The sequence below is a fragment of the Streptomyces sp. NPDC048197 genome (assembly GCF_043202395.1).
GTDB lineage: Bacteria > Actinomycetota > Actinomycetes > Streptomycetales > Streptomycetaceae > Streptomyces > Streptomyces siderophoricus.
On record NZ_JBIDAJ010000050.1, the window covers coordinates 1 to 15,058 of the forward strand.

General features: G+C 72.1%; 12 protein-coding genes and 1 rRNA gene. All 13 read left to right on the forward strand.

From position 1 onward, the window contains the following. Nucleotides 1–56: 56 nt before the first annotated feature. The 13 genes from rrf (at nt 57) to ACGF4C_RS36325 (ending at nt 15,058) form a co-directional block, all read left to right on the forward strand. Nucleotides 57–173 (forward strand): 5S ribosomal RNA (gene rrf, locus ACGF4C_RS36265). 226 nt (nt 174–399) lie between these two features. After that, nucleotides 400–1,461 carry a saccharopine dehydrogenase gene (locus ACGF4C_RS36270; RefSeq protein WP_393572428.1) on the forward strand — a complete coding sequence of 354 codons (1,062 nt, stop codon included), beginning with the start codon at nt 400–402 and terminating at the stop codon, nt 1,459–1,461. Continuing rightward, a complete protein-coding gene (locus ACGF4C_RS36275) occupies nt 1,458–2,105 on the forward strand; it encodes a TetR/AcrR family transcriptional regulator (protein ID WP_393572430.1) in 648 nt (215 codons plus the stop codon). Before ACGF4C_RS36270 ends, ACGF4C_RS36275 begins: the two co-directional genes overlap by 4 nt. Before the next feature lie 39 nt (nt 2,106–2,144). Next, nucleotides 2,145–3,323: a cytochrome P450 gene (locus ACGF4C_RS36280; RefSeq protein WP_030816244.1), complete on the forward strand. Its 1,179-nt coding sequence runs from the start codon at nt 2,145–2,147 to the stop codon at nt 3,321–3,323. 44 nt (nt 3,324–3,367) lie between these two features. Continuing rightward, entirely contained in the window at nt 3,368–3,562 is a 195-nt protein-coding gene (locus ACGF4C_RS36285) for a ferredoxin (protein WP_199816484.1), read from the forward strand. Between the two features lie 3 nt (nt 3,563–3,565). After that, on the forward strand, nt 3,566–4,768 hold the full coding sequence (locus ACGF4C_RS36290; RefSeq protein WP_393572432.1) for an NAD(P)/FAD-dependent oxidoreductase: 1,203 nt from the start codon (nt 3,566–3,568) through the stop codon (nt 4,766–4,768). An 809-nt stretch (nt 4,769–5,577) separates the two neighbouring features. Continuing rightward, complete coding sequence (locus ACGF4C_RS36295) at nt 5,578–6,156, forward strand: acyl carrier protein (RefSeq protein ID WP_261956331.1); 579 nt, start codon at nt 5,578–5,580, stop codon at nt 6,154–6,156. 48 nt (nt 6,157–6,204) lie between these two features. Then, complete coding sequence (locus ACGF4C_RS36300; protein WP_393572434.1) at nt 6,205–7,509, forward strand: beta-ketoacyl-[acyl-carrier-protein] synthase family protein; 1,305 nt, start codon at nt 6,205–6,207, stop codon at nt 7,507–7,509. Between the two features lie 8 nt (nt 7,510–7,517). Continuing rightward, nucleotides 7,518–8,696, forward strand: coding sequence for a beta-ketoacyl synthase N-terminal-like domain-containing protein (locus ACGF4C_RS36305; protein ID WP_393572436.1), 1,179 nt, complete (start codon nt 7,518–7,520; stop codon nt 8,694–8,696). Continuing rightward, nucleotides 8,693–9,982: a beta-ketoacyl synthase gene (locus ACGF4C_RS36310; protein ID WP_030416628.1), complete on the forward strand. Its 1,290-nt coding sequence runs from the start codon at nt 8,693–8,695 to the stop codon at nt 9,980–9,982. Before ACGF4C_RS36305 ends, ACGF4C_RS36310 begins: the two co-directional genes overlap by 4 nt. Then, nucleotides 9,972–11,372, forward strand: a complete 1,401-nt coding sequence (locus tag ACGF4C_RS36315) for a beta-ketoacyl synthase N-terminal-like domain-containing protein (RefSeq protein WP_393572438.1) — start codon at nt 9,972–9,974, stop codon at nt 11,370–11,372. The genes ACGF4C_RS36310 and ACGF4C_RS36315 overlap by 11 nt, the downstream gene beginning before the upstream one ends. A gap of 21 nt (nt 11,373–11,393) precedes the next feature. Next, nucleotides 11,394–14,279, forward strand: coding sequence for an aminotransferase class III-fold pyridoxal phosphate-dependent enzyme (locus ACGF4C_RS36320; RefSeq protein ID WP_393572440.1), 2,886 nt, complete (start codon nt 11,394–11,396; stop codon nt 14,277–14,279). Nucleotides 14,280–14,311: 32 nt separating this feature from the next. Next, nucleotides 14,312–15,058, forward strand: coding sequence for a 3-oxoacyl-ACP reductase family protein (locus tag ACGF4C_RS36325; protein ID WP_393572442.1), 747 nt, complete (start codon nt 14,312–14,314; stop codon nt 15,056–15,058).

Below are 15,058 nucleotides of genomic sequence, written 5' to 3' on the forward strand. Positions count from 1 at the left end.
AGGTTCTGAAGTAACGACCGTTGAGTCATGATTCCGGTTGGTTAACTTCATAGTGTTTCGGTGGTCATAGCGTTAGGGAAACGCCCGGTTACATTTCGAACCCGGAAGCTAAGCCTTTCAGCGCCGATGGTACTGCAGGGGGGACCCTGTGGGAGAGTAGGACGCCGCCGAACAAATTTTGAAATAGCCTCGTCCCGAGTTGAAGTAATTCAGCTCGGGGCGAGGCTTTTTTGCGTTCTGGGGCCGCCTGGGTGCGGTGTCGGTCGGCCGGCGGGTCAAGGCGTGGGGAGCGGGATACCCGGTCGCAGGGGTGCCGAGTCGGCAGGTCGGGGTGTGTGCCGCCGGGTGTGACGTAGATCGTCGTTGTGTTTCTAGGTCGCGTGACCTAGTCTCGGGGTTGTGGACGATGACATCCAGCTTGATGTGACGGGTCCGGTTCTTGTGGTGGGTGGCTACGGGACCGTTGGCGGGGATTTGGCGCGGTTGGCGGCGGGGTCGTGGCCGTTGCTCCTGACGGGGCGTACGCCGGAGCGTGGGAAGGCGCTGGCCGAGGAGGTCGGCGCGTCGGTGCGGCGGTGGGACCTGAGTGATCCGGAGCCGTTCTCGGCGAAGGTGCGGGCCGTGATCAGTACGGTCAACGACCCTGAGGACCGGGTGCTGTTGGCGGCGCTCCGCGGTGGTGTGCCGTATGTGGACATCACGCGGTGGACGGCGCGGTTGCAGCGGGCCGTGGCGGTGGCGGCGGTGCACCCGCCGACGGCGCCGGTGCTGCTGTCGTCGAGCTGGATGGGCGGGGTGACGGCGCTGGTCGCGGCCGCGCTGGCGGCCGAGGTCGGCGGGGCGTCGGCGGTGGAGATCGCGATCCGGTACGACCTGAAGGACCGGGCGGGCACGGACTCGGTGGAGTTCATGGACCGGCTGGGGCTGGACTACGAGGTGACCGAGGGCGGGCAGCGGCGGATGATCATGCCGTTGTCCGGGGCCGGCTTTGTGTCGATCGGGGAGCACCGGACGAAGGTCGCGCGGATCGACACGCCGGAGCAGTTCACGTTGCCGCTGGTGCTGGGGGTGGACACCGCCCTCACACGGATCGGATTCAGTGCCAACTCCTCGACGTCGACGCTGCTGGCGCTGAAGAAGACCGGGTTCTTCCGGTGGGGACGTGGCGAGAAGTTCCAGTCGACGCGGCGTTCGATGCTGTACTCGCCGGGCGAGGGCGGCAGTGCGTGCCTGCGGATCGATGTGCGCGGGCGGGGCGGGCAGCGGCGTACGGCAGTGCTGACGGATCCGGCCGGGCAGGCTCATCTGACCGCGCTGGGCGGGCTGTTGGGGCTGCGCCGGGTGCTGGGTGAGGACGGGGCGGCCGCGCCGCGCGGGGTGGTGTTCCCGGAGATGACGCCGGTGCCGCAGGACGTCGTGGCGGCGCTGGAGAAGGCCGGCGTCGGGGTCGAGGTGTCATGAGCGAGGAGAAGGACGGCGGGGCCGGGAAGGGCTCGACGCTGACGCGGCAGGGGAGCATCCGGCGGACGAGTCTGCTGGACGCGGCCGAGGCCGTGCTGGTGGCCAAGGGGTCGGATGCCTCGTTGCGGGCGATCGCCGGTGAGGCCGGGGTGCGGGTCGGGCATCTGCAGCACTACTTCCCGACCCGGGCCGATCTGATCAAGGCCGTGCTGGAGCGGGCGTTGGAGCGTTCGCTGGAGCGGCTGGCGGAGACGACCGGGCTGCGGATGGTGCGGGACGACCCGTCGGCCATCGAGCTGCCGGAGGGGCACGCGAACCCCGACGAGGTGGTCGGGGTGGTCCTGGCCGAGCAGGAGGATCCGCAGCTGGTCCGGCTGTATGTCGAGGTGTGGGCGCTGGCGGCGCGGGACGACGAGATCGCCACCGTGGTGCGGGAGTTCTACCGGAAGTACGTGGCCCATGTGGAGGCGTACGTCCAGCAGGGCCGGCCGGACTGGCCGGGTGAGTTCTGCCGGGCCCGGGCGGAGACGTTCGTGGCGCTGGTCGAGGGGGCGGCTCTGATGCGGTCGGGGATCGCCGGCAGCCGGTCGTCCGCGATGGATGCGCAACTGGCGCAGTTTGCCGTGCAATTGCTCCGGGACTGAGCGTTCCGGGATCAACGGGGAATCAGGGGGAAGTACGTCATGACCGTAGTGGTGGATCTGGCCGAGCTGGCGTCGACGGCGGGCCTGGAGCAGGAGCTGGACCGGCTGGCGAAGAGCCACGGGATCATCCGTACCCGGCAGTTGAACGGGCAGGAGACCTGGACGGTGCTCGGGGCGGCGCTGACGCGGGAGTTGTTGAGCGATCCGCGGCTGTCCAACGATGTGCACCGGCACGCCCCGCACGGGGCGCTGGTGCCGGGGTTGGCGGTGATGCTGCTGGAGCAGGACGATCCGGATCATGCGCGTCATCGTCGGCTGGTGACCGCGGCGTTCGCGTCGCGGGCGGTGCGGCAGCTGGAGCCGCGGATCGCGGAGATCACCGACCAGTTGCTGGACAAGCTGGGGGACCGCGGTACGGCGGACTTCATCGAGGAGTTCACGTATCCGATGCCGCTGGAGGTGATCTGCGAGCTGCTGGGGGTGCCGGCGGAGGACCGGGATCCGTTCCGGCAGTGGGCGATGGACATCTCTGCGGCGCCGTCGCTGGAGGCGATGCAGTCGGCGGCCGCGGAGCTGTTCGGGTACTGCATCGGGCTGATCGGGGCGAAGCGGGAGCGGCCGACCGAGGATCTGCTCAGTGAGCTGATCGCGGCGCGGTTCGAGGACGGGGGTGCGCTCAGTGATGAGGAACTGTCGTCGTTCGCGGCGGTGTTGCTGATCGCGGGGCATGACACGGTCACGAATCTGCTGGCCAATGCGCTGCACGATCTGCTGACGCACCCGGAGCAGCTGGCGGCGCTGCGGGCGGATCCGTCGCTGGTCGGTGCGGCGGTGGAGGAGGCGTTGCGGTTCCGGGGGTCGGCGATGACGACCGTGAACCGGGTGGCGCTGGAGGACGTCGAGGCGGGCGGGGTGGTGATCCGTAAGGGGGAGCTGGTGCGGTTCCTGCTGAACGCGGCGAACCGGGACCCCGAGGTGCGGGACGATCCGCATGCGTTCGACCTGGGGCGGGCGACCGCGCAGCATCTGTCGTTCGGGGTGGGGCCGCATTTCTGCCTGGGGCAGCGGCTGGCCCGCCAGGAGGCGACGATCGCGCTGACCGAGATCCTGCGGCGGTTCGGCACGCTGGAGTTGGCGGTGCCGGCGGAGGAGGTGCGGTGGTTGCCGTCGGATGCGATCCGGGGGCTGGTGGAGCTGCCGCTGCGGTATGCGCGCTGACGGGTCGCCGGAGGACGGGAGTGGGAACGGTGGGGGGTAGCGGGATGGTGGAGATCCGGGTCGACCGGGACGTGTGTGACGGGCTCGGGCAGTGTGCGCTGGTGGCGCCCGAGGTGTTCACGCTCGATGACGACGAGCAGCTGGTGGTGGCGCCGGAGGTGCCGGAGGGGCTGGCGGGGAAGGTGGCCGCCGCGGTGCGGGCGTGTCCGGTGCGGGCGCTCGTGGTCGAGGGGGCCTGAGCGTTGCGCGAGGTCGTCGTGGTGGGGGCGGGCCTGGCGGGGGTGCGGGCCGCCGGGTCGCTGCGGGACGAGGGGTTCGACGGCCGGCTGACGGTGGTGTCGGACGAGCGGGAACTGCCCTACGACCGGCCGCCGCTGACGAAGCAGGTGGTGGCCGGGACGATGACCGGGGACGACATCCGGCTGGCGGGCGACGGTGAGTTCGGCGCCCGCTGGATCCGGGGGACCGCGGCCGTCGGGCTGGACCGGGAGCGGCGGCGGGTGCGGCTGGCCGATGGTGTGGAGCTGCCGTACGACGGGGTGGTGCTGGCGCCGGGTGCGAAGGCGCGGGAGTGGCCCGGTGCCGGGGTGCCGGGTGGGGTGCTGACGGTGCGGGGGCTGGCGGACGTCCGGCGGTTACGGGCCGCGGTGGACGGCGGGGCCGATGAGGTGGTGATCGTCGGTGCCGGGTTCGTCGGGGTGGAGCTGGCGTCGTCGCTGAGCGGGCTGGGGGTGAAGGTCACGCTGGTGGAGCCGTTCGGTGCGCCGCTGCGGGCGTTGGGCGGCACGGTTTCGCAGGTGGTGACGGAGGCGGCGGGCCGGGCGGGGGTGGCGCTGCGGCTGGGTGTGGGTGTGCGGGGTTTCGCGGCGGCCGGGGACGGTCGGGTGCGGGCGGTGGTGCTGGCGGACGGGGCGGAGGTGTCCGCGTCGCTGGTGGTGGTGGCGATCGGGATGGTGCCGGCCACGGGGTGGTTGGCGGGGTCGGGGCTGGCGTTGCCGTCCGGGCGGATCCACTGTGACGAGCGGCTGTTCGCGCGGGTCGCGGGTGGGGTTGGTGGTACGGCGGGTGCGGGTGCGGCGGATCCGGCGGTGGTGGTGGCCGGGGACGCGGCGTGCTGCGAGGCGGTGCGGACGGTGGAGGGGCCGGTTCCGCTGGAGCACTGGAGCAATGCGGCCGCGCAGGGGGAGTTGGCGGGGCGCAATCTGCTGGCGGGGCCGGCGGCGGCCGAGCCGTATGTGCATGTGCCGTCGTTCTGGACGGCGGCGTTCGGGTTGCGGATCCGGTCGGTGGGGCTGCCGGGTACGGGTGACCGGGAGGTGGTGGAGGCCGGGTCCGTCGCGGAAGGGGCGGTGCTGGTGGCGCACTACCTGGGGGAGCGGCTGGTGGGTGCGGTGAGTGTGAACCAGGGGAAGCTGCTGCCGGGGTACGCGCGGCGGTTGGGGTAGGTGGGGTGGTTCCGGGCGCGGTGCCGGGTGGATACCGGCCCCCCGGGGTAAGAGGCCGGCGAAGTGGTGGTCTTGGGCGGGGAATAACCGGCCCGGGGGTATGTGAATCCCGCGTTAAGTTTTTCATTACCACGGAACCTTTTGAGTTGACCCCGCGGGTAAGTGATTGGGTCACGTGACCTATCGCACAATCCCGTGACGCTTCTGGGGAGCTCTGGTAACGTTTTTGTCGCGCCTCCGGGAGAGGCGGTGCAGGTCCTTTCGGTGGGGCACGACGAGGTGGTCGCCGACGTTTTAAGGCCTGTTCCTGTGTAAGCAGGCATCGGGGGATCATTTGTTACGGGGGATGGCATGTGTCACGCGTCCAGAGATGTCTGAAGCGATATCTGAAGTGATGTCCGAAGCGGCGTCCGTCTCGATGCCCGTCACGATGCCCGTTGTGATGTCGATGCGATGTCCTCAGTGATGTCCGTCGGGCTGTCCGGTGGCCGGGCGTTCCGCTTCCCGGGAGGGTTTCCCGGCGTTCTGTGTCCCTGGGCCGAGTGTGCCGCCATGGCGGCAGCCGCCTCTTGCCGGAGCGTACTGAGCTGAATTTTCCGACGGTTTCTCGGTAATTCATTCCGGCTTTGCGAAGCCGTTCCTTACCGTGCCGTTGCGGCGCTCAGTGATGTCCTCTCATTGCACTTTCCTTCCGGTTTCCGGCCGGTCGACGAAACGTGCCGCCAGGTAATTTCCGCTGCCGTTTTCCAGCATTTTCCATGGCCGGTAAAAGGTGGCGTGCAGAGTGCTTACGAAACGAGGAGAGAACCATGCAGAACCCTTACGAGGCAGACCGGATCCACGACATCGTCCGCGAGGGTCTGGCGCAGGTGCTGGGCAGCAGCGTCGACGAGATCACCGCGGACGCCACCCTCGTCTCCGACCTCGGGGCCGAATCCCTCGACCTGGTCGAATTCCGCTTCGAGATGGAGACCAAGCTCGGCGTGGCGCTGCCCAAGTCCAATGTGCTCGACCAGCTGGCGTCGGCGCTCGGCGGGTCGGAGCAGCTCTACGACGAGCGCGGCGGGATCTCCGAGCTGGCCGCCGAGGTGCTGCGGCGCAGCGCGTTCGGCTACAGCGAGGAGCAGGTGCACGCCGGGATGCGCCCGTACGAGGTCGCCGCGGCGGCCACCAGTGCGCACTGGGCCGCGTTCACCCACCGGATCTTCGACCACCTGCCCGAGGCCTGCACCGAGTGCGCCGCCGACAAGGCGCAGATCGCGCCGTCCGGCAAGGTCCAGTGCGCCGGCTGCGGTGCCGCGCTGGAGGCGGCCACCGGTGACGAGGTGATGGCCGAGGGCGTGCGCGCGGCGCTGGCCGCCCTGGGGCACGCCCAGCCCGTCGGCTGACCCGGGCCGGCCGCCGCCGAAGCCGTTCGACGTGCGAAAGGAAAGCAAGTGAACCCCCACATACCCACCGGGGCCGGTCATGAGGTCGTGGTGACCGGTATCGGCCTGGTGGCCGGTCGACTGACCGACCCCGAGGCGCTGTTCGACCATCTCGCGCAGGGGAACACCCTCATCGCCGAGCACCCGCTCCACAAGGAGTGGGGCGTGCCCTGCGCCGTCTCGGCCCATATCGACCCCGAGGTGCGGCGGTCCCTGGAGGAGGCGGTGCCGCCGGAGGCCCGCCCGCTGGGGCCGGCCGGGGCGCTCGCCTGGCACGCCGCCGCCCAGGCCTGGGAGCGCAGCGGGCTGCCGCGGCGCCTCGAATCCGAGCGCGGCGGCGTCTTCCTGGCCTGCAACCGCATGGTGATGGAGCCCGCCGAACTCGTCGGCCTGGCCGGTCATGTGGACTTCGAGGCGGGCGCGTTGGACCTGGACGGCTACCTCGACGCGGGCGGGCCGGACCCGCGGCGGCACGAGCGGGTCCAGCCGGACACCGCCACCGCGCGGCTGGCCGACTGGTTCGGTGCGGCCGGGGTGCTGGAGACGCACGCGGACGCCTGTGCCGCGGGCGGGATGGCCATCGGCAGTGCGTACCGCTACATCCGCAGCGGCACGCTCGACGTGGCGCTGGCCGGCGGCGCGGAGAGCCTGACGACGCTGTCCTCGGTCGCCGCGTTCTACGGGATCGGTGCGCTGGCGCCCGCCGGGGAGCGGGACGCGGCGGAGCTCAGCCGCCCGTTCGACAAGGACCGTTCCGGGTTCGTCATCGGTGACGGCGCCGCGTTCCTGGTGCTGGAGTCGCGGGCGCACGCCGAGGCCCGGGGCGCGCGGGTGCTGGCCCGGGTCGCCGGCTACGCCGGGGTGACCGAGGCGGTGAAGATGACGTCCAGCTCCCGCGACGGCTCCGACTACGCCACCTGTATCCGGGCGGCGCTCGCGGACGGCGGGCTGACGCCGGACGACATCGACCACGTCAATGCGCACGGCACCTCGACCGAGGCCAACGACACCTGTGAGGCGGCCGCGCTGCACACCGTGTTCGGGGAGCGGGTGGGCCGGATCCCGGTCACCGGCAACAAGTCCGCCATGGGTCACTCGCTGGCGAACAGCGGGGCGGCCGAGGCGGTGCTGTCGGTGCTCAGCCTGCAGCGGCAGGCCCTGCTGCCGACCCTCAACTTCCACGAGCCGGACGAGGTGACCCGCGGCCTGGACATCGTCACCGAGCAGCGGCACACGCCGGTGACGACGGTGCTGTCCAACTCCTTCGGCTTCGGCGGGCAGAACTGCTCGCTGATCCTGGCGCAGGCGGGGTGAGCGACGCGATGACGAACCTCGATGCGGTGCGGTTGACCGCACCCGGCTTATACACCGCGGCGGGCGCGGACCCCGCGTCGCTGTGGGAGGCCCTGGTGGCCGGCAAGGACACCGGCCGGCCCTACGAACTGCTCGCGGACACCTGGCCCGGCGCGGGCACCGCGTTCCTCGTCGACGACCCGGACGCGGCGACGCTCGGGGTGCACCGGCGGGTGCTGCGCACCTCCGAGAAGCAGGCCCGGATGGCGCTCTACGGGGCGCGGCTGGCGCTGAGCGGTCCCTCGGTGGCCGGTCCGGTGGGCGGGGAGGGCTGGGGGCTGTACCTCGGACTGCCCACCGTCGACGAGCAGTTGCTGCGGTTCTCCGCCCTCGACGGGCTGCGGCGGGCGGCGGACGAGTCGCCCGGTGCGGTCGCGGCGCTCTACGGCCGGGAGGTCCCGCCGTTCAGCGGGCTGTCCCACCTCAACAGCACGGCCGCCGCGCACATTTCGGCGGCGTTCGGGCTGACCGGTGCGATGGCCGCGTACTCCCCGTTCTCCGACGCGGGCCTCACGGCTCTGATCGACGGGGTGCTCTCGGTCGCCGAGGGCGAGAACGAGGCGGCCGTCATCGGTGCGGTCAGCCCCAAGGTGCATCCGCTGCTGTTCCCGCAGTACGAGGAGCTGGGGTGGACCGGTGCCGCCCCCGGGGAGGGGGCCGCGTTCCTCGTCGCCCGGCGCGCCGAGGACGTACCGGCGGCGCCGGACGGGCCGGCGGTGCGGCTGGCCGGATACGGGCGCGGGTTCGGCGCGGACGGCGCGGACCTGACCTCGGCGCTCACCGAGGCGGTGCGGGCGGCGCTGGCGATGGCCGGTACCGACGCCGCGGGGATCGGCTGGGTGCTGCCGGACGCCGGGTGGACGGCGGCCGGCGAACAGGCCCAGCGCGCCGCGCTCGGCCAGGTCTTCGGGCCGGCCGGCGGGTGGCCCGCGGTGGCCGGGGCCGAGCGCGCCACCGGTGTGCTCGGGCCCGCCCATCCGCTGGCCCACGGGGTGCTGGCGCTGCACGGGCTGGCCACCGGGCGGCTCCTCGCGGACGACGGGGAAACCGTCCGCGAGGAGCCGCTGCCGGCCTCCCGGGTGCTGGTGCTGGCCTGCGGCGCACGCGGTCAGGTGTGTGCCGTCGTACTGGAAGGAGCCGGATCATGAGCCGCCGCGTCGTGGTGACCGGGCTGGGCGCCGTCTGCGGACTGGGGCTCGACTGGCAGACCATGTGGGAGGGCCTGTGCGAGGGCCGTTCGGCGATCCGCGGCTGGCAGCCGCCGGGCGTGGACGACTTCCCGGTGCGCTATGCGGCGCCGGTCGACGACGCGGCGTTCGCGGCGCGGTACGGGGCCGACGCGGACCCGGCGGAGCCGGTGGAGCGGCGGGTGCGGTTCGGGCTGGCGGCGGCCGGCCAGGCGCTGGCCGACGCCGGGCTGGCGGCCGGCGGGGACGGGGCGCGGCCGGCGGGCCGGATCGGCACCGCGGTCGGGTCGGGCGTACCGGAGCGCGATCCGCTGGAGCTGCTGCCGGCCCTCGGTGCGGACGGGCAGCCCAGCTGGCAGGCGCTGTACGCGCGGCGCGACCAACTGGACCTGAGCAGTGGGCTGTTCTGCACCAATGACGCGCTGGCCGCCGGGATCGCGGCCCGGCACCGGCTGCGCGGCCCGGCGCTGAACTTCAGCACCGCGTGCGCGGGCGCCACGCACGCCATCGGGCACGGGTTCCGGATGATCCGGCGCGGTGAGGTGGACGCGATGGTGGTGGGCGGCGCCGACTCGGTGCTGAACCTGCCCACCATGACGGGGCTGCACCTGCTGGGGGCGCCGTCCACGTCCGAGCTGTTCGGGGACCGGCTGTGCCGGGCGTTCGACCGGGACCGCAGCGGTCTGGTGGCCGCGGAGGGCGCCGCGATGCTGGTGCTGGAGAGCGAGGAGAGCGCCCGGCGGCGCGGCGCGACCGTCTACGCCGAGCTGGCGGGTTTCGGCAGCTCCCTGGACGCCTATCAGGTCACCGCTCCGCATCCGGACGGTGTGGGCGCGGCGCTGGCGATGCGCCGGGCGCTGGCCGACGGCGGTGTGGCGCCGGAGGCGGTGGACTCGGTCAATGCGCACGGCACGTCCACGCCGCTGAACGATCCGATCGAGACCCGGGCGATCAAGGACGTCTTCGCCGGCGGTGAGCACTACCGGAAGCTGGCGGTGACCGCCAACAAGACGATGCTCGGGCATCTGATCGCGGCGGCCGGCGCGCCCGAGCTGATCGCGACGGTGCTGTCCGTGCGCGACGGCATCGTGCCCCCCACGCTCAACCTCACGAACCCGGACCCGGCCTGCGATCTCGATTACGTCCCGGACAAGGCCCGGCACCAGGAGGTGTCGGTGGCAGTGAGCAATTCCTTCGGCTTCGGCGGCCTCAACGCCAGTCTGGTGGTACGCGGTTATGACGACTGACCTCCCGAGTACGAACCCCTCGGACGAGCTCCACGACAACCCCACCCCCCACGCCCCGCACACCCCCCACACTTCCGACGCCGCCCGTACGGGCTTCGACCCGGACGCGGTCGTCGTGACCGGCATCGGCGCGGTGCTGCCCACCGGGCGCGGCCCCGAGGCGCTGTGGTCGGCCTGGCGGCAGGCGCAGCCGGCGCTGTCGCCGTACCGGGATCCGTACGTGCGGACCCGGAAGATCAGCCACTTCGGGCACGTACCGGACGCGCTCCAGGAGGAGAGCCGGGACAGCGTCCCGCACAAGCTGCGCAAGTTCGGGACGCCGTTCACGTTCAACGCGGTGCTCGCCGCGCAGGACGCGATGGCGGCGGCCGGGGAGAGCTGGCAGCAGGTGCCGGAGGAGCGGCGCGGGCTGTACGTCGCCCAGGACGACTCCACCGACCTGAGTGCGGCGGCGTTCCACAAGGCGCTGGACAACGCCCGCACGGACCACTCGCCGGAGGCGGGGGTGAGCATGACGCGGCTGGTGGCGGAGGCGTTCGGCAACGCGGCCACCTTCAACCCGTTCACCGTCATCCGGGCGCTGAACAACAACACCCTCGCGCTGATCAGCATCGCGCAGCGGTTCCGGGGCGACTGTGCGGCGTTCGTCCAGGACGCCGGGGCCGCGCTGGGCGCGTTGCAGCGGGCGGCCTTCACACTGCGCGAGGGGACCTGCGACACCGCGCTGGTGGTCGGCGCCGGCAGCTACAACGAGCCGCTGAAGCTGGCCGCGCAGTACCGCGCCGGCCATCTGACGCCCGGTGGCCCCGACGGGGCGGCGCTGCGCAGCTTCGACGCGGAGCGGGACGGCACCGTGCTGGCCGAGGGCGCGGTGGCGCTGGTGCTGGAGCGGGCCGGGGATGCGGTGGCGCGCGGGGCGCGGCCGCTGGTGACGTTCCTGGGGGCGGCGCTGCGGCCGGCGGTGGACAGCGGTGTCGGCCCGTCCGCGCTCGCCGAGGGCCCGCGCGGGCTGCTGGCCGAGCACGGTCTGACGCCCGACACGCTGGGTGCCGTCCTCGCCGACGGCAAGGGCACCGTCCGGCACGATGCCGCGGAGGCGGAGCTGCTGCGGGCGCTGCTGAAGGACAGCGGGGTGCCGGTCGGCTCGCTGCGGCCGGTCACCGGCACCCTCGGTGCGGCCGGGCCACTGGCCGAACTCGCCCTGGCGCCGCACCTGTTCGCGACCGGGGAGCTGCCGCAGATCGCGCATCTGCGGACCCCGCCGGACGACGGTACCGACTTCGTCATGGGCGCACCCAGGAAGCGGCGGATCGACTCCGTCCTGAGTCTGCACAGCACCTTCAACGGGTTCGCCGGAGCCCTGCTGGCCCAGCGGCCGCACACGGACTGACGCACGAGGGGACACCAACACATGTCGCAGTTCACCGAGTTCGTGCAGCCCCAGATGGGCCGGATCTTCACCGCCCTGGGGCTGGACGTGGAGTACGTCCGGGCGGAGGGCAACACCCTCCACCACCGTGACGAGCAGGGCACCGAGGTGCCCGTCCTGGACCTGATGGGCGGCTACGGCTCGCTGATCCTGGGCCACAACCACCCCGAGATCGTCGCCCACGCGCACGAGCTGCTCGACCAGCGGCGGGCCGTGCACGCCCAGTTCTCGTTACGGGAGGAGGCCGGCCGGCTCGGCGCCGCGCTCAGCGACGTCGTCCGGCGGGAGACCTCCGTCAAGGAGCCGTACGTCGCGACGTTCGGCAACAGCGGCGCGGAGGCCGTCGAGGCGGCGGTCAAACACGCCGAGCTGGTCCGGGTGCGGGCCGTCATGGAGCTCGCCGAGACGGTCGCCGCCCACGTGGAGCGGGCGCGGGAGGCGGTCGGCCGGGGCGAGGCCGTCGTCGACGAGGACGCCTTCCGGACCGCTGAGGTGCGGGAGCGGGCGCCGGAGGGCGGGGGGATCGAGGCGCTGCTGGCGGCGGTCGGGGCGCACAACGCGGCGGCGCTGGCCACCCGGCCGCTGTTCCTCGCGCTGGAGCGGTCCTTCCACGGCAAGCTCGTCGGCAGCGTCCAGCTGACGTACAACAGCGGCTTCCGGACGCCCTTTGCGAACCTCGGGACGCGGGTGCGGTTCGTGCCGATGGACCGGCCCGAGCTGCTGGACGACATCGCCGACGAGGAGCGGGTGACGCTGCTCGACGTCGAGACCGACGGCGGGAAGGTCCGCGTCGTCGAGCGGGACCTGCCGGTGATCACCGCGTTCCTGGTGGAGCCGGTGCAGGGCGAGGGCGGTATCCACGCGCTGACCGTCGAGCAGGGCCGGGCCATCCGGCTGTTCTGCAACAAGGTCGGCACCGCGCTGATCATCGACGAGGTGCAGAGCGGTCTGGGCCGCTGCGGGGCGTTCCTCGCCAGCTCGCTGATCGGGCTGCGCGGCGACTACTACACGCTGTCCAAGTCGCTCGGCGGCGGGCTCGCCAAGATCTCCGCGATGCTGGTCCGCAAGTCGCTCTACCAGGGCGAGTTCGACATCATCCACAGTTCCACGTTCGCCATGGACGACTTCTCCTCGGCCGTGGCCCGCAAGGTCGTCGAGCTGCTGGAGGCGGGCGACGGGCAGCTCTACCGGCAGGTCACCGAGCGCGGCGAGAAGCTCACCGCGGTGCTGAACGACCTGAAGGCCGCCTACCCCGACGTCATCGAGGACGTCCGCGGCAAGGGCCTGTTCCTCGGCGTGCAGCTGCGTGACCAGGGCGGTGCCCGCTCGATGGTGCTGCGCGGCAGCGCGTACACCGGGTCGCTGGGCTATCTGCTCTCGGGCTACCTGCTGCGGCAGGAACGCATCCGGATCGCGCCGACCGGCAGCGCCGGCAACGTGCTGCGCATCCAGCCGTCCGCGTACCTCACCGACGAGGACATCGAGCAGCTGCGCGGGGCACTTACCCGGCTCTGCCGGATCCTGCGGTACGAGGACACGCTGCACCTGGTCCACCCGGCCAGTGACCGCCGGATCCCCAAGCCGCGCGCGGAGATCCGGGACTTCCGGGGCGCGCTGCCCGGTTACGAGCAGGCCGCGCCGCGGCCGGTGACCGGGCCGGTGCGCAAGGTCGCGTTCCTCAACCACCTGATCGAACCGGCGCACCTGCGGCAGGTCGACCCGGCGCTCGCCGAGCTGAGCGACGCCGCGCTGCGCGCGTTCGTGCTGGGCATGGACCCGGTCAAGAAGGCCGCGCCCTATCCGGGCGTACGGATCGATTCGCCGCTGGGCAGCGCCGTGGAGTTCGCGCTGTACCCGCTGATGGTGTCGTCCGAGCAGATGGGCGGCTACCTGGCGTCCGGGGACGTGGCGGGGATCCGCGCGGACATCGAGGAGCGGGTGCAGGCGGCCCGCGAGGACGGCTGCACGGTGGCCGGCCTGGGCATGTACACCTCGATCGTCACCCACAACTGCACCTCGCTCAAGGTCCCCGGCATCGCGCTGACCAGCGGTAACGCGCTGACCGTGGCGATGGGTGTGCAGGCGATGGAGCGGGGCGCGCAGGACCGGGGCTGGAAGGTCGAGGACGCCACGCTGGCCGTGGTCGGCGCGGCCGGCAACATCGCGTCGGTCTACAGCCAGCTGTTCGCCGAGCGGCTCGGCAAGATCGTGCTGGTCGGCAGCCGCCGCGACGGCTCCGCCCGGCGGCTGGGCAACACGGTGCACGGCATCTACCAGGAGTGCTGGTCGCGGATCGCGGCCGGCGGCGAACTGGCCGGCATCCCGGCGCGGCTCGCGGAGGAGCCGCTGATCACCAAGTGGCTGGCCGAGGGGCCGGGCGGCGACGACGCCGGGCGCGGCCGGGCCATCGCCGAGTACCTGACGGAGCGGTACGGCAGCGACCCGTTCCTGACCGTCACCCAGGACAGCGCGGCGCTGCGCGAGGCGCAGCTGGTGCTCGCCGCCTCCAACAGCCCCGAGCCGTTCCTGACCGGCGAGCACTTCGCCGACGGTGCGGTGATCTGCGACATCGCGGTGCCCAACAACGTGGTGCCGGGCGTGCCCGAGCAGCGGCCCGACCTGGCGTACATGCTCGGCGGGATCGTCGCCACCCCGAACGGCGAGAGCCTGCACCCGTCGGCGCGGGCCTTCCTGGAGGCCGGCCAGCTGTTCGCCTGCATGGCGGAGACCGCGCTGATGGGACTTGCCGGACTGGACCACCACTACTCGTACGGGAACATCAGCCGCCAACAGGTCATCGACATCGCGGCGCTGGCCGACGCGCACGGGCTGCGGCTGGCCGACTACAAGAGCGCCCACTCGGTCTGAGACCCACTTCACGAAGCGTGCGAGAGGACATCATGGAATTCGAAGGCCAGGTGGCGCTGGTGACCGGCGGCAGCCGGGGCATCGGCCGGGCCATCGCCCTGAAACTGGCGGAGGGCGGCGCGGACATCGCGCTCAACTACCGCAGCGCGACCCGCGAGGCGGAAGGGGCCGCCGAGCAGATCGCCGCACTCGGCCGCCGCGTCGAACTCCTCCAGGGGGACGTCTCCGACCCCGACGTGCCGCGGCAACTGGTCACGGACGTACGGGCCGCCTTCGGGCGGATCGACGTCCTGGTCAACAACGCCGGCATCACCCGCGACGAACTGCTGGTCAACCAGAGCCTGAAGGACATCGAGCAGGTGCTGGCCACCAACCTCGTCGCGCCGATGCTCACCGTCCAGGCCGTGGCGCCCCTGATGATGCGCCAGCGCTACGGCAGGATCGTCAACATCTCCTCGTCGGCCGCCTCGAAGCCGGGCCGCGGGCAGTCCAACTACGCGGCGGCCAAGGGCGGTCTGGAGGCGTTCACCAAGGCGATGGCGGTGGAGCTGGCGTCCCGCGGGATCCTGGTCAACGCGGTCGCCCCCGGCGTCATCAACACGGAGATGACCGACGCCATCCGCAGCCACGGCGAGGACGAGATCATGCGCCGGCTGCTGGTGAAGTCCTACGCCGAACCCGAGACCATCGCCGACGCCGTGGCGTACCTGGCAAGCCCGCGCAACACGTACGCGACGGGCGAGGTGCTCCACATCGACGGCGGCCTGAAGATGGCGTGA